The organism is Candidatus Parakkermansia intestinigallinarum, from assembly GCF_944389695.1.
Lineage (GTDB): Bacteria > Verrucomicrobiota > Verrucomicrobiia > Verrucomicrobiales > Akkermansiaceae > Akkermansia > Akkermansia intestinigallinarum.
The window spans coordinates 23,029-44,346 of sequence record NZ_CALXNG010000015.1; the positions used below are offsets into that span (position 1 = coordinate 23,029).

The window sequence follows — 21,318 nt, forward strand, 5'->3', positions numbered from 1 at the left end:
AACAAAGAGAATCGATTGTATCCGAGCTTACGCGTCTGCGGGCTTGTCCTGCGCCGGGGTCTGCTTCCGCAGACGGGCGATGCTGTAGTAGGCGAAGGGGACAAACAAGATGCCGATGGCCGTGGCGGCGCTCATGCCGCCGATGACGCATTGGCCGATCACGCGCCGCGCCTCCGCTCCGGCTCCGGTCGCCGTGGCCAGCGGGATGCAGCCGAGGATGAAGGCCAGACTGGTCATGAGGATGGGGCGCAGGCGCATTTGGGCGCCCTCGAGCGTTGCGGCCAACAGATCCATGCCCTCGCGGCGGCGGTTTTCGGCGAACTCAACGATGAGGATGGCGTTCTTGGCGGCAAGGCCGATGAGCATGATCAGGCCGATTTCGGCATAGAGGTTGAGCTCCAGCCCGCAGGCCAGCAGGGTGCCGAGCGCGCCGAGGATGGCGACGGGCACCGAGAGGGCGATGCTCAGCGGCAGTGACCAGCTCTCGTACAGCGAGGCGAGCAGCAGGAAGGCGCAGGCGCCGGAGAGGGCAAAGACGGCGCCGAGGCCGATGCCCGAGGCGGCTTTCTCTTCCTGAAAGCTCATGCCGGTGTAGCTCATGCCCATGTCGGCGGGCATGCTGCGGTCGAATTCGGCTTCGAGCGCGGCCATGGCCTGCCCGCTGCTGTAGCCCGGGGCGGCGACGACGTTGAGCATGGCGGCGTTGTACATGTTCTGCCGGATGATGTAGTCGGGCCCGTAGCTGCGGGTGATGTCCACAAGGCTGTCGAGCGGTATCCGGCTGTTGTCGGCCCCGGGGAGGTAATAGGCCTTGATCTGGCTGATGTTCATGCGGCTGCTGTCTTCCGCCTGCATGTAGACGGGGTACTGGTAGCCGAAGCGGTTGAAGTAGTTGATGAAGCTGCTGCCCAGCAGCGTTTGGAGGGTGCTGTAGGCGGTGCTCAGGCTGACGCCTTGGGTGAGGGCTTTCTCGCGATGGAGCGTGAGCTGATACTGGGGCGAGTCGGGCGCCATGAGGTTGCTGACGCGGGCGATTTCGGGGAGTTTCTCGGCGCAGCTGATGAAGTAGTCGCTTTGTTCGCGGAGGTAGGCGATGCCGTTTCCGCCGCGGTCTTCGACCATGAGGCTGATGTCGTTGCTGGCACCGACGCCGGGGATGGCGGGCGGCTGCATGGCCATGCCGATGCCGCCGGTGTCGAGTTGCGGGACGAGGCGGTTGATGGCGGCGGTGACGGCGGCGGCGCTTTCGGTCTCGGGGTTGCGCTGCTGCCAGGGTTTGAGGGTGATGAAGCAGAAGGCGTTGTCGGGGCTCTGCACGCCGGTGATCATGTTGTAGCCGTTGACGGTGACGACGCCTTGGATGCCCGGCAGGCGGCAGAGGGCTTCGGTGAGCTTTTCGCCGGCTTTTTCGGTGACTTTCAGGGAGCTGCCGACGGGCATCTGCAGCGAGCTGAAGAGGTAGCCTTGGTCTTCGTCGGGCAGGAAGCCGTCGGGGATGTGGCGGATGACGACTCCGATGGCGAGGGTCAGGGCGATGAGGACGAGGGCGGTCAGGGGGCTGAGTTTGATGAGCAGGCGGCCGGCGGTCGCATAGCGGCGGCGCATGCCGTCGATGAGCGCATTGAAGCGCTGCGCGAGAAAGTTCTCGCGCGGGCTGCCGTCGGCCTTGCGGGCGCGGGGCCGAAGCAGCAGGGCGGCCAGCGCCGGGCTGAGGGTGAGGGCGTTGAGTGCCGAGAGCAGGATGCTCACGCCGAGTGTCACGGCAAATTGGGTGTACATCAGCCCGGTGATGCCGCTGATGAGCATGCAGGGGAAGATGACGGCAGCCAGCACGAGGGCGGTTGCGATGACGGGGCCGGCGACTCCTTTCATGGCGGCGAGGGTGGCGTCGCGGGGGCTGAGTCCGGCGTCGAGCTGGGTCTGGACGGCTTCGACGACGACGATGGCGTCATCGACGACGAGGCCGATGGCGAGCACGAGGCCCATGAGGCAGATGGTGTTGATGTCGATGCCGAAGAGGGGGAAGAAGATGAAGGTGCCGACGATGCTCACGGGGACGGCGGCCAGCGGGATGAGCGTCGCGCGCCACCCCTGCAGGAAGATGAAGACGACGAGGATGACGAGCAGCAGGGCTTCGACGAGGGTGCGCAGGATGTCTTGGATGCTCAGGCGCACGCTCAGGGTGGTGTCGAGGGCCTGCGTGAGTTCGAGGCCGGGCGGCATGCGGTGCGCGGCAAGGGTGTTTTCAACGGCCTGAACGGTTTGGAGGGCGTTGCTGCCGGGGCTCTGGTAGACGGCGATGATGGCGCAGGCTTTGCCGTTGTAGGTGGCGCTCAGCGAGTAGCTTTGTGCGCCCAGTTCAATGCGGGCGACGTCTTTGAGGCGCACGACGGAGTCGCTGTCGGCACGCAGGATGATGTTTTCAAACTCTTCGACGGTGACGAGGCGCCCTTCGGTGCGCACGGTGTAGGTGTCGGGCTGGTCAGGCGGTGAGGGGGCGGCACCGATTTTGCCGATGGGGTTGACGCTGTTCTGCTCTTGGACGGCTTGGCGAATGTCGGTGACGCTCAGGCCGAGGGCGGCCATTTTATCGGGCTTGAGCCAGATGCGCATGGCGTATTCACCCGCGCCGAAGACTTGCACGTTGCCGACGCCCGGGGTGCGCAGCAGGGGGTTGACGAGGTTGATGTAGGCGTAGTTCGAGAGCCAAGTGGCATCGTAGTCGCCGTCGGGCGAGCGGAGGACGTAGAGCAGCAGGGGGGTGCCGCTCATGCTGCGCAGGGTGACGCCGAGCTGCTGGACTTCGGTGGGCATGTCGGAGTTGGCTTGGGCGTAGCGCAGGTAGCTGAGCACTTGGTCCATGTCGGGCTCGCTGCCGACTTTGAAGGTGATGTTGAGGGTGAGGTCGCCGTTGTTGGTGCTGGTGCTCGTCATGTACTCCATGCCCTCGACGCCGCTCATTTGCTGCTCGATGGGGGTGGCGATGGAGTCGACGACGGTGTTGCAGTCGGCTCCCGGGTAGCTGGTGCTCAAGGAGATTTGCGGCGGGATGATGTTCGGGTACTGCGCGACGGGCAGGGTGAGTGCACAAAAGAGGCCGCCGAGCAGGATGAGCAGAGCCAGGCTGATGGCGACGATGGGGCGGCGTATGAAGAAGGCGTACATCACGGGCTGAGACGGCGCAGCCCTCCGCCGCGTTCAATAGCGTTTAGGTGACGGGCGGGCGTTTGCAGACTTCGCATCGGCTGATCGCTTTTTCCGCTTGACGCTCCGAGGCGTACGTGCGAGAATGCCTTGGTTGCCTCTATTCTTGTTATGAAGTGGTCTCATTTGCTTTATTTTGCGGCTTTCGGTGTGAGCACGGTGCTCTTTCACCGCCGCAAGCCGATTCTCGGGACGATTATTGTGACGGATCGCTGCAATTTGCACTGCAAGCACTGTTCGGTCAATAATATCACGGCGGTGATGCACCCTTACGCGAAGATTCAGGCGGAGATGCGGCAGCTCTACGCGATGGGGGTGCGTATTTTGTTTTTCTGCGGCGGAGAGACTTTTCTGTGGCGCGACGGTTCGATGGGGCTGCGCGATCTGGTGCGCGAGGCGAAGCGCATGGGCTTTTTCATTGTGAATGTGGTGACGAACGGGACGCAGCGTCTCGATTTGCCCGAGGCGGATCTGATTCTGCTGAGTCTCGACGGTGATGAGAAGCGCCACAATCTGATTCGCGGCGAGACCTACGCGACGATTCGCCGCCATATGGCGGAGGCGACGTCTGATAACATCTGTCTCTACATGGCGGTGAACCAACTCAATAAGCAGTGCATTCGCTCGGTTTGCGAGGTGGCGCGCGAGGAGCCGATGGTGCGGGCGGTGTCGTTCAATTTTCACACGCCCTACCCGGATACGGCGCCGCTGGAGTTGTCGCGCGAGGATAAGGTGGCCTGCTGCCGCGAGATAGAGGAGTTGATGGATGAGGGCTTCCCGATTTTCAATTTGCGCAGTGCTTTTCCGGCCATTATTGACAATGCGTTCCCGACGCCCTGCCACCAGTGCGTGGTGATGGAGGACGGCAAGTTGTCGGTTTGCGGGCGCTGCGTCGAGGTGCCCGGTCTCTGCGAGCGCTGCGGTTATTTCTTTGCGGCGGAGTATGCTCTGGTCTTCGGCGGCAATATGAAGGTGGCAAGCGAGATGCTGCGAACTTATACGCGTTTTGTGTGATTGTTTATGAGCTGGTTGACGACGGCGGCGCGCACGTGGCTGACGGGCAGTTCGGCGCCCTTTCTGTTTACGGATGAGAACGAGGAGAGCCTCGATACCGCGGTGCCCGGGGCGCTGGGGCTTTACGTCCATGTGCCTTTCTGCCGGCGGCTCTGCGATTTCTGCCCCTATTGCAAGGTGGTCTACAGGCGCTCGGAGGCGGCGGCCTATACGGAGGCGCTGCTGGAGGAGATACGCTTGGTCGGGGAGCGGGAGACTGCCCGGCGGGAGGTTTCGAGCGTGTATTTCGGCGGGGGGACGCCGGCTCTGCTGGCGGGCGAGTTTTCGCGGCTGACGAGTCAGCTGGCGCGCTATTACGAGGTGCGCGACGGAATCGGGGCCGAGCTGCACCCGGCCGATGTGCGCCCCGAGGTGCTGGGCTTGCTGCGCGAGGCGGGGGTGACGCGCATCAGCATCGGGATTCAGTCGTTTCTGCCCGAGTTCGCGTCGCTGCTGGGGCGCCCTGCCCCGTCGCCCGAGGCTCTGGCGGCGGCGCTGCGCGAGGTGCCTTTCGAGACGGTGAGCATGGATTTTATTTTTGCGCTTCCCGGGCAGTCGACGCAGCAGGTGGTGCAGGATGTGGAGACGGCCTTTGCCCACGGGGCGAATCACGTGGCGATTTATCCCTTTATTGATTTTTCGTTTACGGCCTCGCGGGTGCCGGCGGCGCAGAAGCGGCGCAAGCGCGAGATGATGGATGCGATTGCCGCGCACTGTGCGCGGCACGGGTATGATCGCGATTCGATCTGGACTTTCGCGCTGCCGGGCGGCCACCGCTATTCGAGCATGACGCGCGACTGTTATCTGGGCTTCGGCTGTTCGGCGGTGACGCTGTTGCGCGATTCGTTCAAAATCAATACTTTTTCGGTTCCGGCCTACGTGGAGCGCCTGCGGGAGGGGCGCCTGCCGAGTTGCCTGACGCTGCGCTTCTCGCGCCGACAGCGCATGCTGTATTATTTGTTCTGGCGGGCGTATTCGATGTTTGTGAGCGAGGCGGATTTTCGTGCGTTTTTCGGCACGGAGCTGCGCGAGGCCTTCGGGCCGGAGCTGTGGCTGGCCTGCCGGCTGGGGCTGCTGCGGCGCGAGCCCGGCGGCTACCGCCTCACGACGCGCGGGGCGTTTTACTTCCACCACTACGAGAATTTTTACACGCTCTCGTACATCGACAAGATGTGGGGGGTGCTGCGGCGCGAGGCTTTCCCGCGCGAGTTGCGTATCTGAGCGCGGGATGAAGGGGGAGGAGAGGAGCTGTGCGATGCTGTCCGTATTCGTTGTTTCTGGCATGGCGCCTGCTGACGGGGCGGGGGCGACGGGGCTTGCTGCTTATCTGTCTGCTGGGGGTTCTGCTCTCGGTGGCGGGTCAGGTGGTGGTGGGCGGGGTGATGCAGGGGATGATTCGGGAGGTGGAGAACGGTCTGCGGGCCTACTGCCCGCACCTGATGCTGCGCTCGTCGGTCTGGACGCCGGAGCAGTTGGAGGCGCTGCCGGAGGTGCGGCGCGCGTCCCGCGGTACGGCGGGGATGGCTCTGGTCGACGGGGCGCTGTGTTCGTATGTGGCGTCGCTGCCGCTGGCAGCTTGGCCTGAGGGGGAGCGCTTGGCGCTCGATGATGACTGCTGCGTGATCAGCGCCACCTGCGCCGAGCGGCTCGGCGAGCCGCGCGAGCTTGTGATGCGCTTCGGCGCGGGGGAGGCGGATGAGCGGCGCCTGCGCGTGGTCGATGTGTTTCATGTGCCGGGCCGCATGAAGTCGCCCGATGTGGTCTGTTTCGGCGCACTGCCGGGGCCGTCCGTGATAGGGCTTGAGCTGGAGCCTTGGGGCGATGCGGATGAGCTGGCGGAGCTGATTACCCGCCGCGATGCCTCGGCGCTGCTGCCGGCACTCTGGGACGGCAATGCCGGCTGGCTGGGCGTGCTGGCGCAGTTGCGCGCCTCGCTGAGTTTTCTGTTTGCCGCGGGGGTGCTGGCGTCGGCTTTCTGCGCCTGTGCGCTGCTGATGGTGGGGGCGCTGCAGCGGCGCGGGTCGATGGCGGCGTATCTGGCTATCGGGGCAACGCCGCGCGCGCTGGCGGCGGTGTATGCGTGGCAGGCGCTGTTGCTGATGGCAGCGGCGGTGCCGGCGGGGCTGCTGCTGGGGCACGGGCTGCTGCTGGGGCGCGAGGGCTTGGCGCGCGTGTTTGAGTTCTGCGGTATGGGGATGTACGATGCGCAGGCGCTGGATATGCCGCTGCCTGCGGCGATGTGGCCGGGGCTCTATGCCTACGCGGCGCTGACGTCCTGCCTCGCGCTGGCTTTCAGCGTGCTGCCGGCGGCGCTGGTGGCTTTGCGCTCGGCGACGCCGCGCGCGCTGGCGGGTTCGGCGCTTTGAGGAAGAGGGAGAGGCCGAAGTGGCGGACGCGGCGGCCTTCGCGGTCGCGGAATTCACCCAAGGCGATGAGGATGACGTCGATGACGGTCCAGACGCCGAAGAGGCCGAGGGTCATGAGCATGATGATGCCGCTGATGTAGCGGCGGCACAGGAGGCGGTGCAGACCGGAGACGGGGAGAAGGGCGAGGAGCAACAGCAGCAGCCGGCTCTGCGGTGAGATGTCGTCGTTGCAGCTCACGGCGGCGGGTCTGCTTCAGATTTCGCGCCTGTCCTGCAGGGCGCGCATGACGGTGATGGCGTCGGCGTGGCTGAGGGCGGCTCCGGCCGGCATGCCCTGCGCCAAGCGCGTGATGCGGCAGTTGAGGCCGGAGAGCTGCTCGGCGAGGTAGAGGGCGGTGGCTTCGCCTTCGACGTCGGAGCTCAGGGCGAGGATGACTTCGCAGGCCGGGCGCTGCCGCACGCGCTCGACGAGTTTCTCGATGCCGAGGTCTTCGGGCATGACGCCGTCGAGCGGTGAGATTTTGCCGCCCAGGCAGTGGTAGAGCCCGCGGAAGCTGCCCGAGCGCTCGATGGGCAGCACGTCGGTGGCTTGCTCAACGACGCAGATCTGGCCGATGTCGCGCGCGGGGTCGCTACAGGCGTTGCAGCGCTCGCCTCGCGCGGCAAAGAAGCCGCATTCGGGGCAGTTGTCTATCTGCTCCACAGCGTTTCGCAGCGCTTCGGAGAGCTTGATTGCCTGCTGCCGCCCCTGCTGCAAAAACCAGAGGGCGTGCCGCTCGGCACCGCGACTGCCGATGCCGGGCATGCTGCGCAGGCCGGCCATGAGCTCAAGGACGGCGCTCGGGTAATCCTGCACTTTCATGGGATGCGCCTACAGTAAAAGGGGATGAGCGAGGTGACCAGCCAGAGCAGCGCGATGCAGAAAATCGGGGCCGAGGGGTTGACGAGGCCGCCCCAGAACACACAGAGGAGCCCGGGCAGCGCCACCGTGACGGCGACGAAGAAGCAGATCTGCGTGCGCCTTCCCCACGAGGCTTCGCGCAGCAGCACGAGGCTCAGGTAGAGCGTGAGGGCAACGCAGATGCCGAAGAGCCCCTGCGGGCTGAGCAAGGGTTGCTGAATTTTCTCGGCTTCGATGAGGAAGGGTTCGCCGCAGAGCATCATGATCTGCCGCGTCTCCATGGCCTCATAGCAGCCGCTGAGCATGAAAATCATCAGGCAGAGCAGCACGAGCAGACTCAGGCTGATCCACTTCACGAGAAAGAGGTTGCCGCGCTGCACGGGGCCTCGTTCGCTGTTGAGCAGGGAGGCGGCGGCTTCGCGCAGCCGGGGCGAGATGACGACGCGGTGCCTGAGGCTGAAGATGACCAGCCGCAGGACACGCCCGAGCCGCCTTTGCTCGGGATCATCGGGCATTGCCGGTGGTTGCTTCTTCATGCGTCTGCGGACAAGGGGAATGCGTCGGCTCTCTCGGACATGAAACGGCGGGGGCTGTGTCTGCCCGCCGCCGTTTCACGTTGTCGGATGCGTCCTCGGCAAGAGGCGCTCAGTCCACAAAGCGCTTCACGATGAGGGAAGCGTTGTGGCCGCCAAAGCCGAAGGAGTTGCTCAGGGCGACGTCGACCTTCATGCTGCGGCCGACATTGGCGCAGACGTCGAGGTCGCACTCGGGGTCTTGATTGAAGACGTTGATGGTCGGCGGGACGAAGTTGTCGCGGATGGCCATCACGCAGGCCAGCAGCTCCACGCCGCCGGCGGCACCCAGCAGGTGACCCGTCATCGACTTGGTCGAGCTGACGACGAGGCCGTTCTTCGCATAGTCGCCGAAGGTGCGCTTGATGGCGCGGGTCTCGCAGATATCGCCGAGGTGCGTCGAGGTGCCGTGCGTGTTGATGTAGTCGACGTCGGTGGGCTTGAGGCCGGCGTGAGCCAGCGCCATCTCCATGCAGCGGCTGGCGCCTTCGCCCTCGGGCAGGGGAGAGGTGAGGTGGTAGGCGTCGGCACTCAGGCCGTAGCCGACGAGCTCGGCGAGGATGCGTGCGCCGCGGGCTTGGGCGTGCTCGAGGGTCTCAAGCACGATGACGGACGCGCCTTCGCCCATGACGAAGCCGTCGCGATCAATGTCGTAGGGGCGCGAAGCCGTCGCGGGATCGTCGTTGCGGGTCGAGAGCGCCTTCATGTTCGAGAAGCCGGCAATGCCGATGGGCAGAATCGTCGCTTCGGCACCGCCGCAGAGCATGACGTCGGCATCGCCGAACTTCATGATGCGCCACGCCTCGCCGATGGAGTGGTTCGAGGTGGCGCAGGCGGTCGAGATGCTCATGTTCGGCCCGCCGAAGCCGAACTCGATGCTGATCATCCCGCTGGCCATGTTGGTGATCATGTAGGGGATGCAGAAGGGGGAGACACGGCGCGGGCCGCTCTTGATCAGCGTCTCGCAGTTCGTGCTGTGAATGCCCAGACCGCCGATACCCGAACCGATCATCACGCCGATGCGCGTCTTGTCCTCCTTCTCCGGGTCGAGGGCGGCATCTTCCATCGCCATGACGGCGGCGCCCATGGCAAGCTGTTCAAAGCGGTCGCAGCGACGCACCGCCTTGGGGTCTGATTTGAAGTAGGGAGTGGGGTCGTAGTTGCGCACTTCGCCGGCTATCTGCGAGGGGAAGGCGGAGGCATCAATGCTGGCAATGCGAGCGATACCCGAGCGGCCCTGTTTCATCCCCTCCCATGTCTCGGCGGCTGTGTTGCCGAGCGGGGAGACGGCACCGATACCTGTGATAACGATTCGACGGTCTGTCATAGCAGTGAGCTGAGCTTAACTGATGAAGAAGCTAAAGTCAAGTCCAAAAGCCGCGCAGGCGGCAGGAAATCGCCCTGCCGCCCTTTTCCGCGCGAGAAGTCGCTGCGCACCTGCAGCTGAGCCTGTCAGGCGCGCAGCGACGATTTGATTTATGCGACGATTTTATTTATCATACCTGATGCTGATGGTGCCGCGCGAATCGAGGCGGCGATCGCAACCGAAGATGATGAAAAGGCGGGGATTTTTCACCTCGGAGGCGACTTTGAGGCGGTAGATATTGCCGCGGGTGTTGTGCGGAGCTCCGGCGTTGCCCTCGTGCATGTCCTCAGCGACGAGCTTGGTGCCGTCATAGAGGCGAACACCCTTGGTGGGCAGGGCGTCGTTGCCGCCCTTGTAGACGAAGGTCACGGTGTAGGTGCCCGCGTCGCCGATGGGCAGCTCGCCGTTGAGCTGCACGGGCGTCTCGTCGGTGGGAAGCGACGAGGGAGTCCAGCCGTTCTCGTACGTGAGCCCCTTGGCCCAGACCTTCAGAGAGATATCGGCAGCCATGCCCAGAGTGCTTTCCGGCGCGAGCTCCTTCATCTTGGCGGCGTACTTGCGCATCAGACCGAGCTTGGTGACGTCGCCCTTGCGGTGGATAAAGCCGATGGCATTGGCACAGAAGACCTGCCGCTGCTCGGGCGTATAGCCGGGCTCTTCGAGTTTGGCGTCGAGCTCGGCGAGAATCTCGTCGAGGGTTGCATCGCGCATCTTGCCGTCATCACCCTTGACTTGGTATTTGAGCATCTTCTCCGTGAACTGCCAGGGGTTGAACTCGAAGCTGCGCATCACGCCCGTCTCGTCCTTGGGATCGGCCTGAGAGATCTTCCCCTTGACGTTGGGGCGACTGGCACCTTCGACCTGCAGGGCAAGCCCGAGCAGGCGGGCCTTGGCCGCACCCTGCTCGCGATCCGCCTGACTGACGAGTTCGTTCTGATGCTTCATCGCGTTGATGTGGAAGGCGATGCGCTCCGCGACCTCCTTGGCGTCCGCACGCATCATGACGGGGCCGCAGATGGTGGCCGTGTGGCGGCCGCCGGGGCCGTAAACGGCGATGGCGGGGTAGGAGTCGATGCTGTCGACGACGCCGAGCTGTTTGCTGTTGGGATCCAGCGGGGCGAGCTTGCCGAGGCGCTTCGCGATCGCCTCGCGGTCTTCAAGCTTGGCGAACTGGGGCATGGCGACGCTGAGAATGACGGAGTCGCCGGCCGCATCCAGCACGCGCTTGCTCTTCATGAGGCGCTCGCAAATATCCTTGCTGAACTTATCCCACTTGTCGGCGTAGATAAAGAGCAGGTAGCCGTTTTCGCCGACCTTGGCAGAGGCCTGCTCAAAGTTCTCGGCCTTGGTGGCGGCAGGGCTGCTCGTAGCGCAGAGCGGCAGCAGCGCCACGGCGGCGATGCTGGTGGTCAGAAATGTTTTCATAGACGATGAATATCGGGTTAGGGAATGCTGCTGTGTGTGGGGAGGCGGCCGACGTCAGGAGGCCTGATTGCCGTAGATGTAAATACCGTTGAGGTGCATGAAGTTCTCACCCGGGCGCAGAACGCGCACGTAGCGTGCGCGCGGCAGCTCGCTCTGCAGGTCGAAGCGCGTGACGCGATCGGGCACCTGGCCGGCCGGCTGGCCCACATCCTTCCAATCGTCATCGCGGCCGGTGGCCGAGACTTGGATACGCAAGCCGGAGAGGCGGTTGCGGTGTTCAGGGGTGGTGACGACAACGACACCGGTGACGTTGATGAGGCGCGGCAGCTCGACGGCAGCCCAAGAGTCCTTCTCCTTCTTGGTGTGGAAGTGGCCGCCGCCCTTCATCAGCAGGCCGGGGTGAGCGCAGGGGTTGTCGTATTGCGGCGCACGGCTGCTGAAGTAGACCATGCCCTCCTCGGACCAGAGCTTGCCGGGGAAGGGTTCAAACTTGGGCAGTTTGTTGTCGGGCTTGCTGTAGCGCGGTGAAAGCATCTTGACGATGCTGCGGTAGGTCTGGCGGTCGCGCATGGCTTCGGCGCGGAGCAGAACCTCCCCGAGCATTTTGTCTCGGTCATCGGCCGCGATGCCGCTGCCCTGCGAGAGGCAGTCGATGGTTGCCGCCATGAGCTTGTCCTGCCCCGCCTTACTCATACCTTCGGCAAGCTTGGTGCCCCAGGACAGGGCGATGGTGGCGTAGGTCGGGTTGGAGGCGACGCTGCTCAGAACAGACCGGTAGAAGCTGCACTTCTGATCGTCGCTCACGGCGTTGTTCTGCTTGAAGAGCTCGAGTTGCTTGTCGAGGAACTGCTCAACGCGCCAGCGGTCGGGCCCCTGCTCATCCACCGCCTTCCAGAACTCTCCCAGAGTCGTCAGCCGCACGCTGTCGTCGCCGAAGGTCTTGTTGAGGTTGGGGTAGATGTATTTGCCGAGCAGCTGCGAAGCCATCTCCGGGAACTTCGGCACGAGGAGCTTGCAGATCTGGGCGTTGAGCGTGCGCCAGTTGCCTTCCTCACCGACCTCGGGGCGCGCGATGTAATCGGCATAGTCGCGCCATGCCAGATAGTTGGCCGGCTGGTAGGTGACGGCTTGGTTGTAACAGGTAATGGCCTTGCTCTTGTCTCCCGCGCCGACCTGTGTGGCAAAGAGGGAGGCCAGGGTGCGGTAGGCGTTGGAGATGCGCGAGCGAGCGGCTTCCTTCTTGTCCTCGGAGTACAGTTTGTCGGCCATGTGGAGCGACGAATACTCCCAAGTCTCGCGCCAGGGGGTCCAGTGCAGGCTGCGCTCCCATGTCAGCGAGTAGGAGGGCACCCACTTGTCTTGGACGCGCAGCACGAAGGCGCAGTGGCCGGGCTCGCCGGCCGTGAGCGCCGGCACGCCGTTGGCGCAGGCCGAATAGGCGCCGAAGTGCGAGAGCGAGCCGCAGACGCCGCCGACCTTGTTCGTGAAGAGCATGGAGTTGTCGAACAGGCCTTCGAAGGGCTCCCAGTAGCCGTCGCCGTGAATGCTCTCGCCGAAGAGGTTGTAGAGCTTGTAGCCGTTGCGCCAGCAGCACCCGCTGTAGCGCTCAACCGGCAGGTGCACGTTGTCCAGCGACCATTCGAGAGACTCGCGCGTGCAGAAGCGGTTGTCTCCCTTGCAGCCGGTGACGACGCGGCGCAGCCAGAAGGGCAGGTCGTCAAACACGACGTTGAGGCGGTTGGCCCGCCACGAGCTGATGAAGTAGTCCGCGCGATCGAGGGCGGTTTCTGTGGGCCAGCCGTGGCGCGCGAACTCGAGAGCCGTCGCGGTCACCGTGTCTCGCTCAATCTGATTGTACGCAATCTTCGGGTCTTTCTCCATCATCTGCGCCATGAGCGAGACGACGCGACCGGGCTGCACGCACTCGCCGCTGTGGACGATTTGCTCGATCCAGTCGAGATTGTTCGTGATGTCGCCGAGCAGCTTGGCGCCCTCGGGCGTCGCAGCGAAAGCGCTGAGGGTCAGCACCTCCTCCGCCTGTTTCCGCTGGTCGTTGATTTTGGTCTTGTTGTCGGCAATCTCCTTGTTGATGGCCTTGCGGCGCGCGCCGTTCGCGTTGCTCAATTCGCTGCGCAGCTCCTCGTTTTTCTTCTCGAGCTTGGCGAGCTCATCCGTGAAACGCTTCTGGCGAGCCGCCACATCGTCGGCAGCCTTCAGCTCGAAATCGGCCAGCTGCCACTGGGCGAGCAGGAGGCGGTTCTCTTTGCTGCCCAAGAACTTCTTGACGCTGTTGCGGTCGATTTTCCCGAGGCGTTTGAGTATCTCTTCCCCGAGCCGTGCCTGCAGGGCGGCCGGGTTCTGCCACTCGTCGCCCTTGACGGTTTTGCCGATGTAGCTGCCGGGCATGGCGGGGCCGTCCTCGCCCTTCTTGAAGATATCGCCGGCAATCTCCGGCAGGAGCTCCTCTTGCAGGTAGGGTTTGGCGAAGTAGGCGCCCACGCCGAGAGCGGCCAAGATGCCGATGGCGATCCAAAGTTTGCGTCCTTGGCGAGCCGGCCGGGTCGGGCCGCTGACGGGGACGACGGGTCGGGCTCCCCTTCGGGGGCCGCCGGGGCGAGGCTGAGAGATCCTTGGTTTCATGTGTGCGATCTGATTTGAAGCGGTCTGCATTTTAGCTTTTCGGGCGGGGCGGCGTCAAGCACAAAAGACGTCTTGTCGGGCAATCCGCAGCGGCGGCAAGAGAGCCCGGCGGCGTCAAGCGCTGCCGGGCTCTGTTGTCAGAATCTCCCCCATCCCTGTGTCGCCCGCCATCGCCCGCAGGCGACGGGCGCGGGCTCAGTTGTCGGGGAACTTGATGCCGAGGCCGTTCAGGCGCAGAGCGGGCGGGATGTCGAGGTCATCGCTGTCGACGGCGCGTGCGAAGTCATCGACGCCCCTCTCAGCGTAGTCATCGCGGAAAAGGATGTCGGTACGGGCAGATGCGGGCAGATCGTCATCGTCCTCTTCGCCGGGCATGAGTTCACCCTGACGCAGCCGTGCTGCGTCGGCTGATTCGCGCAGAGACGTCGGCGGGGCGGGGCGCACGGCACCGCCCGCATGCGGCGAAGCAGCTTCGCGGCTGTAGCGGGGCGCCGCTTGGTGCCCCACGTCGAAGAGGCTTTCGTCGCGCGTTTCACTCGGTGTACTCAGCATGGCCGAGGGGCGTGACACCGGGCGCACGAAAGAGGCCGAGGCGTCGCCATTCTTTACCTGAGACCAATCCTCATTGCCGTTGCCGCTCCCGCCTCCCTGCGGGGCAAATTCGGGCTCCTCGGGCTCCAGCAGGGAGTCGCCGCGCTGCGGTATGCGCTCTGCGGCAGCGGCGGGCTTGAGCCCGGGGCTCTCGTCGTAGGGCTCGACGCTCAGTTCGCTCGGGTCGTCGCTGCTCTCGAGCGAGGCAGAAGCAGCGCCGTCCGCAAGCGGAGCATCGTCCTCATCGTCCGCTCCGTCGGAGCCCTCAGAGTTGTCAACATCGCCTGCATCGCCGCTGCCCCGAGTATCATCGGTGGGCACGGGCATGTTTTCCAGAGCTTGGCGGAGCTCCTCCCCGTTGATGGAGGCGATGAGCGTCAGGCGCATTTCATCGCCGAGGTGCGGCTTGACCGAGGTGCCGAAGTAGAGCGTCACATCGTCGTCGGCCAAGGCGCCGCGCACGGTCTCCATAGCGGTGCGAACCTCGGCAAGCGACATGCTCTCGCCGCCCGCGACGTGGGCAATGACGCAGCGCGAGAAGCGGATGGCTCCCCGGAAGGCGAGCAGGGGCGACTGAAGAGCCGCGCGGGCGGCGTCTTCGGCGCGGTTTGAGCCGTAGCCGCTGCCCGAGCCGAAGAGACAGCGCGAGTCGCTGTTATCCAGCGCGGCGGCCAGTTCGTCGAGCCCGAGATTGATGATCCCCGGCGAAGAGGAGAGCATGGGAACGGAGGCCGTCGCCTTGGCCAGCAGGCGGTTGGCTTCTTCAAAGACGGCGCGGGCACCGGGGCGGCCGCGGAAGAGATCCTCCATGTAATCGTTCTCAAAGCAGTAGACGATATCGGAGAGCCGCGAGACTTCTTCGAGGGCGGCATCCGCCTGAGCACGGCGGCGGCGGCCCTCAAAGGCAAAGGGCATCACGGCGACGGTGACGAGGAAGAGCCCGGCCTCTTTGGCCATCTGCGCGAGCATGGGGGCAGCGCCCGAACCGGTGCCGCCGCCCAGACCGACGACCATCACCAGCAGGCGCGCCCCGCGGATGAGGCGCCGTATCTCGCCGGCGCTCTCCGTGGCGGCACGACGAGCCACCTCGGGGTCACCTCCCGAGCCCAGACCGTGGTTGAACCCGGCGCCGAGCTGCAAGAATTCGACGTTGCCGCTGCCCAGACCGACGCGCTCATCGAGCGACATGGTGCAGAGGCGCACGTTGGCAGCGCTGGAGCCGCCGAAACACTGAAGGATGTTGGCACCGGCGCCGCCGATACCGACGATGACGACGCGGTCATCTTGCCGAACGTTATGTTGATAGGGAAGCATGGTGAAAGTCTGGTCAGCGAACTCCGGTCTCCGCCGGAGCCGCGCGTGCGTATAACGAAGGTGCGTAAGACGAAGGTGCGTAAAACGAAGGGAAGACCGGGCGGCGCGGCGCGGGCATCAGGAGCCGAAGCCGAAGAAGCTCTTGAGCCTGCCGAAGAAGCCGATATTCTGCTCGCGCTCGGCATCGAGGCGCTGCGCGTAGCGGATGAGCCCGATGCCGGTGCAGTAGCGGGGATCATCCTGATAGGAGCAGGGCTGGGTCGGGTCAATCGGAGCCGGCTGATACACCTCATTTTGCAGGAAAATGCGGTGCGCCAGACTGTCGAGCCCGCGCATCAGGCTGGTGCCGCCCGTCAGGTAGACGGAGAAGGCTCCCTTGTAGAGCAGGTCGGCCGGGATGCGGTTGTAGACGCGCATCAGCGTATCGCCCAAGCGATCGCGGATGATCCTGTTGAGGCTGCCGCACTCGATGCTCACATCGTGCAGACCGTTGTCGCTGCGGTAGTGGACGAGCCTGTGGTCCTTGAGTCCTTCCCAAGCGTTGCCTTCGGTGCACTTGAGCTTCTCGGCGGCCTTCATCGAGAAGCGGGGAACGAGCTTCACGATGTCCTGATTGATGGTGTTGCCGCCGACGGGCACGCAGCCGAGGCAGACGACCTCGCCGTCTTTGTAAAAAACATAGTCCGTGGTGCCGCCGCCGATGTCGATGAGCAGCGCACCCTCCTGTTTCTGCGAGCGCGAGAGCACCATCTGCGCCGTCGCCAGCGGGGCGAACACGATGTCCGTCACCTCGAGCGGCACGCTGCGCACGCAGAGCAGCGAATTCTGCAGCCGCGAGCTGATGCCGTGCACGATATGGCTGTTGATTTCGATGGTTCGCCCGGCCAGACCGACGGGATTGCTGATCTGAGCGCGTCCGTCGATGGAGTAACAACCTACCTCGCGGTTGATAATCAGGCGACCCTCATCCACGTCGAGGTGGCGCGCCTTCTCCAGCGCCTTGGCGGCGTGCTCCTCTTCAATGACAGTCTCGTTGTCGGGCAGTCGGAAGGTGCCGGAGTTGGTCTGGCCGATGATGTGATCGCCCGTCACGGAGAGCACGACGGAGAGGATGTCGACCTCCGCGTCGTTCTGCGCCATCTGCCACGCGTCGCACACGCACTGCCTCGCCATATTGTTATCGACAATCTCTCCTTTGCGTACGCCTGCGCTCGGCACCTCTCCGATAGTCAGAAGGGTGGTGGCGGCGTCCGGTTTGACTTCACCGACGACCATGCAGGTCTTGGTGGTGCCGATTTCGAGTCCTGCGAGAATCTTGCTGCGAAACATAGCTGGGTGCGTTGGATGGGGTTCGTGAATCGAGGTGGTGGTGTGCGGGTCAGCGCTTCGTGTAATACTCAACCTGCTCGCGCGTAGGCATGATGCTCGGCAGCAGCGTCACGTAGGCGACGTGGTATTGCTCCGAGGGTTTGAAGAGGAATCCGGGATCCTTATCGCGCAGGGTGAAGGCACTCGGGCGGAACACAGGCAGCACCTGATTGCTGCCCGGGTCATAGGCGTCCTCGCCGGTGAATGTGCCGGAGATGACGTACTCGCAGTTATTATCACCGCTGTAGGTGGCCTTGGGGTGCGGAGGCTCCCAGCCGCGATCGGGGGTGTGCACCAGGCTCTCATCCATCATGACGAGGCGAGCATCGCGCCAGCTCTGGCCGGCCTTGCGCACGTAGCCCCAGAAGCGCGTGTTGGGCACGTAGTAGCGGCGGCCGATGTAATAATCGCCGGGGGTTTCGCGGGCGATCTCGGCCTCGCGTGCCGCGATGGCGCGGCAGTCGGAGCGCAGTGAGTTGCACTGACAGAGGGTGAGTGCGCCGAGGGTGAGGAGGAGGAGCTTTCTGATCATGAACGCCTGTCTTTCTACCCCATCGCGCGTCGCAGGTCAAGCAAATTCGATAGGCAGGTCAAAGCTGCCCGCGCCCGCCGACCCCGCCTGCACGCCGCCGAGACGCTTCGGTGCGGCAGAACGGCGGATGATGCGCCCTTGTTTCCCTCGGCGAGAAAAAAGCACTCCGTCGCCGCAGCTGCGGCGGCGGAGTGCCGTCCGTTTGATAAAGCTTAGCGAGCTTGCTTCAGCAATGAGCTTCAGAGCGCCTTGAGCTCCTCGATGGCAGCCTGCAGGCCGGCGGCGTCTTCGATGGAAATCACCTTGGCCTCCTTGCAGATGCGCCCCATCATGCCCGCGAGCGTCTTGCCGGGACCCATTTCGATGAAGAGGCGTTCGCCCTTCGCAATGAGGTCCTGCATGCTGGCGGCCCAGCGGACGGAACCGCAGACCTGCGCTCCGAGCATGGCGCGAACGTCGTCCGTGCTCGTGACGGGGCGAGCCTCATAGTTGCAGTACACCGGCACGGCGGGCATCTGCATCGGCACGGCGGCGAGCTCGGGCAGCAGCTTCTGCTGCGCGCTCTTCATGAAGCGGCTGTGGTAGGCGCCGGCGACGTTGAGTTTCTTGGCCAGCTTGAAACCGGCGGCCTTCGCACCCGCGACGGCCTTGTCCACGCCCTCCATCGAGCCGGAGACGACCGTCTGCCCGGGGCAGTTGTAGTTGGCCACGTCAATCCCGCATTCGTCAGCGAGCTTCTGCACGGCCTCATCGCTGCCGCCGATCATGGCAGCCATAGTGCTCGGCGCGGCCTGGCAGGCCTCCTCCATGTAGGCGCCGCGCTTCTGCACGAGCTTCAGCCCGTCCTCGAAGGTGAAGGTTCCGGCAGCGGCATGCGCCGTGAACTCACCCAGCGAAAGGCCGGCGGCGGCCACGGGCTCAAGGCTCACCTCGCTGCTCAGCAGCTTCCAGAGCGCCAGCCCGTGCAGGTAGAGCGCGGGTTGGCAGTAGCACGTGCGCGTCAGCTCCGCATCCGGGCCTTCAAACATCACCTTCGTCAGCGAGAAGCCGAGGACCTCGTCGGCCTTCTCCATCATCTCGCGCGCAGCGGGATAAGCATCATAGAGATCCTTGCCCATGCCCACCTTCTGGGCACCTTGACCGGGGAAAAGAAGTACAGCTTTCATATCAGAGTGAGGCGCAGCGCGCCGCGCTATCCTAGGACGGAGACGGCCGACTGTCAAGCTCAAACAGCCTCGATCGCGCGCGGGGATTTTCGTCCGCTTACGGCGACGCGAGTCGACGGACGCCGCGAAGCCCGACGGAATTGTCTCGGGAAAGGGTAGCTCGGGAAAGGGTGCCGCGCTACGGCGGCTCCGTTCATCGGCTTCGGTCAGCGAGCCCCCCTTCGGCGTACCCGTTGCGGCATCCCCCTTCGGCATCCCGCTTCAGCATCCCGTTGCGGCACTCCCCTTCGGTATTCCGCTTCAGCATCCCGTTGCGGCATCCCCCTTCGGCATCCCGCTTCAGCATCCCGTTGCGGCATTCCGCTTCGGCATCCCGTCGCGGCATTCCCCCTTCGGCGCCTCCGTTCAGACGCTAGCCACTCAGCGCACGCCCGCCGAAAAAAATGTGCAAGATGCAATGTTTCGTATTGCCAAACAGGATGCTCTCGTGTAGAATACCGCGCTTTTTTCAAAGCGCAACTCAGGAACCCAAGCAGACAATGAACCCCGAAATATTATTCTGGATCGTCCCTGTGGCCTCCATCGTCGCGCTGCTCTTTGCAGCCATCTTCTTCTTCAACATGAAGAAGGCCGATGAGGGCACAGACCGCATGAAGGAGATCGCCGGCTACGTGCGCGAAGGCGCCATGGCCTACCTGAAACAACAGTACAAGGTCGTCGCGTTCTTCTTCATCATCATTGCCCTCATCTTCGCGGTGATGGCTTACTTCAACATGCAGAACAACATCGTTCCCGTGGCCTTCCTCACCGGCGGTATCTTCTCCGGCCTGGCAGGCTTCATCGGCATGAAGACCGCCACCTACGCCTCCGGGCGCGTGGCTCAGGCCTGCCGCGATGAAAAGGACGGTCTCAACAAGGGTCTGCAGCTTGCCTTCCGCTCAGGCGCCGTGCTCGGCCTGACGGTGGTGGGCTTCGGTCTGCTCGATATTTCGGCCTGGTATCTCGTACTCAGCAAGATTCCGGCCTTCGGCTTCAACGGGGAAAACGTCAATGACCTCGTGCAAATCACCACCATCATGCTGACCTTCGGCATGGGCGCCTCCCTTCAGGCGCTCTTCGCCCGCGTCGGCGGCGGCATCTACACGAAGGCGGCCGACGTCGGTGCTGACCTCGTCGGCAAGACGGAGTACCACTTCAACGAAGACGACCCCCGCAACCCCGCCACCATCGCTGACAACGTCGGCGACAACGTCGGCGACGTGGCCGGCATGGGTGCCGACCTCTATGAATCCTACGCCGGCTCCATCCTCGCCTCGGCGGCTCTGGGTGCCGCGGCTGCTTCCTCGGCCGGCCTGAGCTACGGCGACGGCCTCAGGGCCGTGATGGCTCCGATGCTCATCGGTGCCGTGGGCGCCATCCTCTCCATCATCGGCATCTTCCTCGTGCGCACCAAGCCGGGTGCCAACCAGAGCCAGCTCATGGGCGCCCTCAACCTCGGCATCAACATCTCGGGCGTTCTCATCGCCCTCGCCTCCCTCGGCGTGCTCTACCTGCTGGGCATCAACAACTGGCTCGGCCTCTGGGGCTCGATCATCATCGGCCTCATCGTCGGTATCGCCATCGGCAAGGTGACGGAATACTACACCTCCTTTGAGTTCAAGCCGGTGAAGTTCATCGCCGAGAACGCCACCACCGGCCCCGCCACCGTCATCATCTCGGGCATCGGCACGGGCATGATCTCGACCTGCTGGCCGGTCATCTTCATCGTCATCGGCACCATCGGCGCCTACCTCTGCGCCGCCGGTGAGTTCGCCTTCACGGCGGCCAACATGAATCAGGGTCTCTACGGCATCGGCATCGCTGCCGTGGGCATGCTCTCCACGCTCGGCATCACGCTGGCGACGGACGCCTACGGCCCCATCTCCGACAACGCCGGCGGCAACGCCGAGATGAGCGGTCTGGGTGAGGACGTGCGCTCGCGCACCGACGCCCTCGACGCTCTGGGCAACACCACCGCCGCCACCGGCAAGGGCTTCGCCATCGGCTCGGCCGCCCTCACGGCCCTCGCCCTGCTCGCCTCCTACATCGAAGAGCTCAAGATTGCCGCCCTCAAGCTCGGCGAGAACTTCCAAGTGGTGGGCGACATCACCAGCGCTCAGCTTGCCAAGATGAACATCGCGGAGTTCATGGCCTCCTTCGACGTCACGCTCATGAACCCGAAGGTGCTGCTGGGTATCTTCATCGGCGCGATGCTCTCCTTCCTCTTCTGCGGTCTGACGATGAACGCCGTCGGTCGCGCCGCCAAGAGCATGGTGGAAGAGGTGCGCCGCCAGCTCTCCGACAAGGACGTGCTGGAAGGCCGCAAGAAGGCTGACTACGCCCGCTGCGTGGGCATCTCCACTCAGGGTGCTCAGCGCGAGATGATCATCCCGTCGCTCATCGCCGTGGTCACCCCGATTCTCACCGGCATCGTGCTGGGCGTGCCCGGCGTGTTCGGCCTGCTGGCCGGCGGTCTGGCCGGCGGCTTCGTGCTGGCCGTCTTCATGGCCAACTCCGGCGGTGCTTGGGACAACGCCAAGAAGTACATCGAGACCGGCGACGCGCCCTTCTGCGGCAAACACACGCCGATTCACGATGCCTCCGTCGTGGGCGACACCGTGGGCGATCCCTTCAAGGATACCTCCGGCCCCTCGCTCAACATCCTCATCAAGCTCATGAGCATGGTCTCCATCGTGACGGCCGGTCTCAACATCGCCGTGACGCTTCTGTAAGCCTCGGCACGAGCAAGTTCACTGCGGTCGACTCGCCCTTGCGGGAGAG

15 protein-coding genes are annotated in these 21,318 nt (G+C 64.3%); 4 read left to right on the top strand and 11 right to left on the bottom strand.

Annotated features, from left to right (window positions below):
- Positions 1 to 27: 27 nt before the first annotated feature.
- On the bottom strand, positions 28 to 3,165 hold the full coding sequence (locus tag AC6UAL_RS05720; protein ID WP_500682410.1) for an efflux RND transporter permease subunit: 3,138 nt from the start codon (positions 3,163 to 3,165) through the stop codon (positions 28 to 30).
- 150 nt (positions 3,166 to 3,315) lie between these two features.
- On the opposite strand from AC6UAL_RS05720, the gene AC6UAL_RS05725 reads away from it, so the two are divergent.
- From AC6UAL_RS05725 to AC6UAL_RS05735, 3 genes are all read left to right on the top strand, one after another.
- Positions 3,316 to 4,218 carry a radical SAM protein gene (locus AC6UAL_RS05725; RefSeq protein WP_500682411.1) on the top strand — a complete coding sequence of 301 codons (903 nt, stop codon included), beginning with the start codon at positions 3,316 to 3,318 and terminating at the stop codon, positions 4,216 to 4,218.
- Positions 4,219 to 4,224: 6 nt separating this feature from the next.
- Entirely contained in the window at positions 4,225 to 5,478 is a 1,254-nt protein-coding gene (locus AC6UAL_RS05730) for a coproporphyrinogen-III oxidase family protein (protein WP_500682412.1), read from the top strand.
- Positions 5,479 to 5,573: 95 nt separating this feature from the next.
- Positions 5,574 to 6,623, top strand: coding sequence for an ABC transporter permease family protein (locus tag AC6UAL_RS05735; protein WP_500682413.1), 1,050 nt, complete (start codon positions 5,574 to 5,576; stop codon positions 6,621 to 6,623).
- On the opposite strand, the gene AC6UAL_RS05740 is transcribed toward AC6UAL_RS05735, so the two are convergent.
- The 10 genes from AC6UAL_RS05740 to fabD form a co-directional block, all read right to left on the bottom strand.
- A complete protein-coding gene (locus AC6UAL_RS05740) occupies positions 6,550 to 6,861 on the bottom strand; it encodes a TM2 domain-containing protein (RefSeq protein WP_500682414.1) in 312 nt (103 codons plus the stop codon). The genes AC6UAL_RS05735 and AC6UAL_RS05740 overlap by 74 nt on opposite strands.
- A gap of 15 nt (positions 6,862 to 6,876) precedes the next feature.
- Positions 6,877 to 7,485 carry a recombination mediator RecR gene (recR, locus tag AC6UAL_RS05745; protein WP_500682415.1) on the bottom strand — a complete coding sequence of 203 codons (609 nt, stop codon included), beginning with the start codon at positions 7,483 to 7,485 and terminating at the stop codon, positions 6,877 to 6,879.
- The gene (locus AC6UAL_RS05750) at positions 7,482 to 8,060 is read right to left on the bottom strand and encodes a hypothetical protein (protein WP_500682416.1); all 579 of its coding nucleotides are present in this window, start codon (positions 8,058 to 8,060) and stop codon (positions 7,482 to 7,484) included. The genes recR and AC6UAL_RS05750 overlap by 4 nt, the downstream gene beginning before the upstream one ends.
- Positions 8,061 to 8,169: 109 nt before the next feature.
- Positions 8,170 to 9,423, bottom strand: coding sequence for a beta-ketoacyl-ACP synthase II (gene fabF, locus AC6UAL_RS05755; RefSeq protein ID WP_500682417.1), 1,254 nt, complete (start codon positions 9,421 to 9,423; stop codon positions 8,170 to 8,172).
- A 162-nt stretch (positions 9,424 to 9,585) separates the two neighbouring features.
- Positions 9,586 to 10,887, bottom strand: coding sequence for a hypothetical protein (locus tag AC6UAL_RS05760; protein ID WP_500682418.1), 1,302 nt, complete (start codon positions 10,885 to 10,887; stop codon positions 9,586 to 9,588).
- Between the two features lie 54 nt (positions 10,888 to 10,941).
- Positions 10,942 to 13,527 carry a hypothetical protein gene (locus AC6UAL_RS05765; protein WP_500682419.1) on the bottom strand — a complete coding sequence of 862 codons (2,586 nt, stop codon included), beginning with the start codon at positions 13,525 to 13,527 and terminating at the stop codon, positions 10,942 to 10,944.
- 195 nt (positions 13,528 to 13,722) lie between these two features.
- Complete coding sequence (locus tag AC6UAL_RS05770) at positions 13,723 to 15,432, bottom strand: FtsZ/tubulin family protein (protein ID WP_500682420.1); 1,710 nt, start codon at positions 15,430 to 15,432, stop codon at positions 13,723 to 13,725.
- Positions 15,433 to 15,549: 117 nt separating this feature from the next.
- A complete protein-coding gene (gene ftsA / locus AC6UAL_RS05775) occupies positions 15,550 to 16,761 on the bottom strand; it encodes a cell division protein FtsA (protein ID WP_500682421.1) in 1,212 nt (403 codons plus the stop codon).
- A gap of 49 nt (positions 16,762 to 16,810) precedes the next feature.
- Positions 16,811 to 17,332 carry a hypothetical protein gene (locus AC6UAL_RS05780; protein WP_500682422.1) on the bottom strand — a complete coding sequence of 174 codons (522 nt, stop codon included), beginning with the start codon at positions 17,330 to 17,332 and terminating at the stop codon, positions 16,811 to 16,813.
- 239 nt (positions 17,333 to 17,571) lie between these two features.
- A complete protein-coding gene (gene fabD / locus AC6UAL_RS05785; protein ID WP_500682423.1) occupies positions 17,572 to 18,498 on the bottom strand; it encodes an ACP S-malonyltransferase in 927 nt (308 codons plus the stop codon).
- A gap of 539 nt (positions 18,499 to 19,037) precedes the next feature.
- Between fabD and AC6UAL_RS05790 the strand changes: the two genes are divergently transcribed.
- Positions 19,038 to 21,269 (top strand): sodium-translocating pyrophosphatase, encoded by a 2,232-nt coding sequence (locus AC6UAL_RS05790; RefSeq protein WP_500682424.1) that lies wholly within the window; start codon positions 19,038 to 19,040, stop codon positions 21,267 to 21,269.
- Positions 21,270 to 21,318 lie beyond the last annotated feature (49 nt).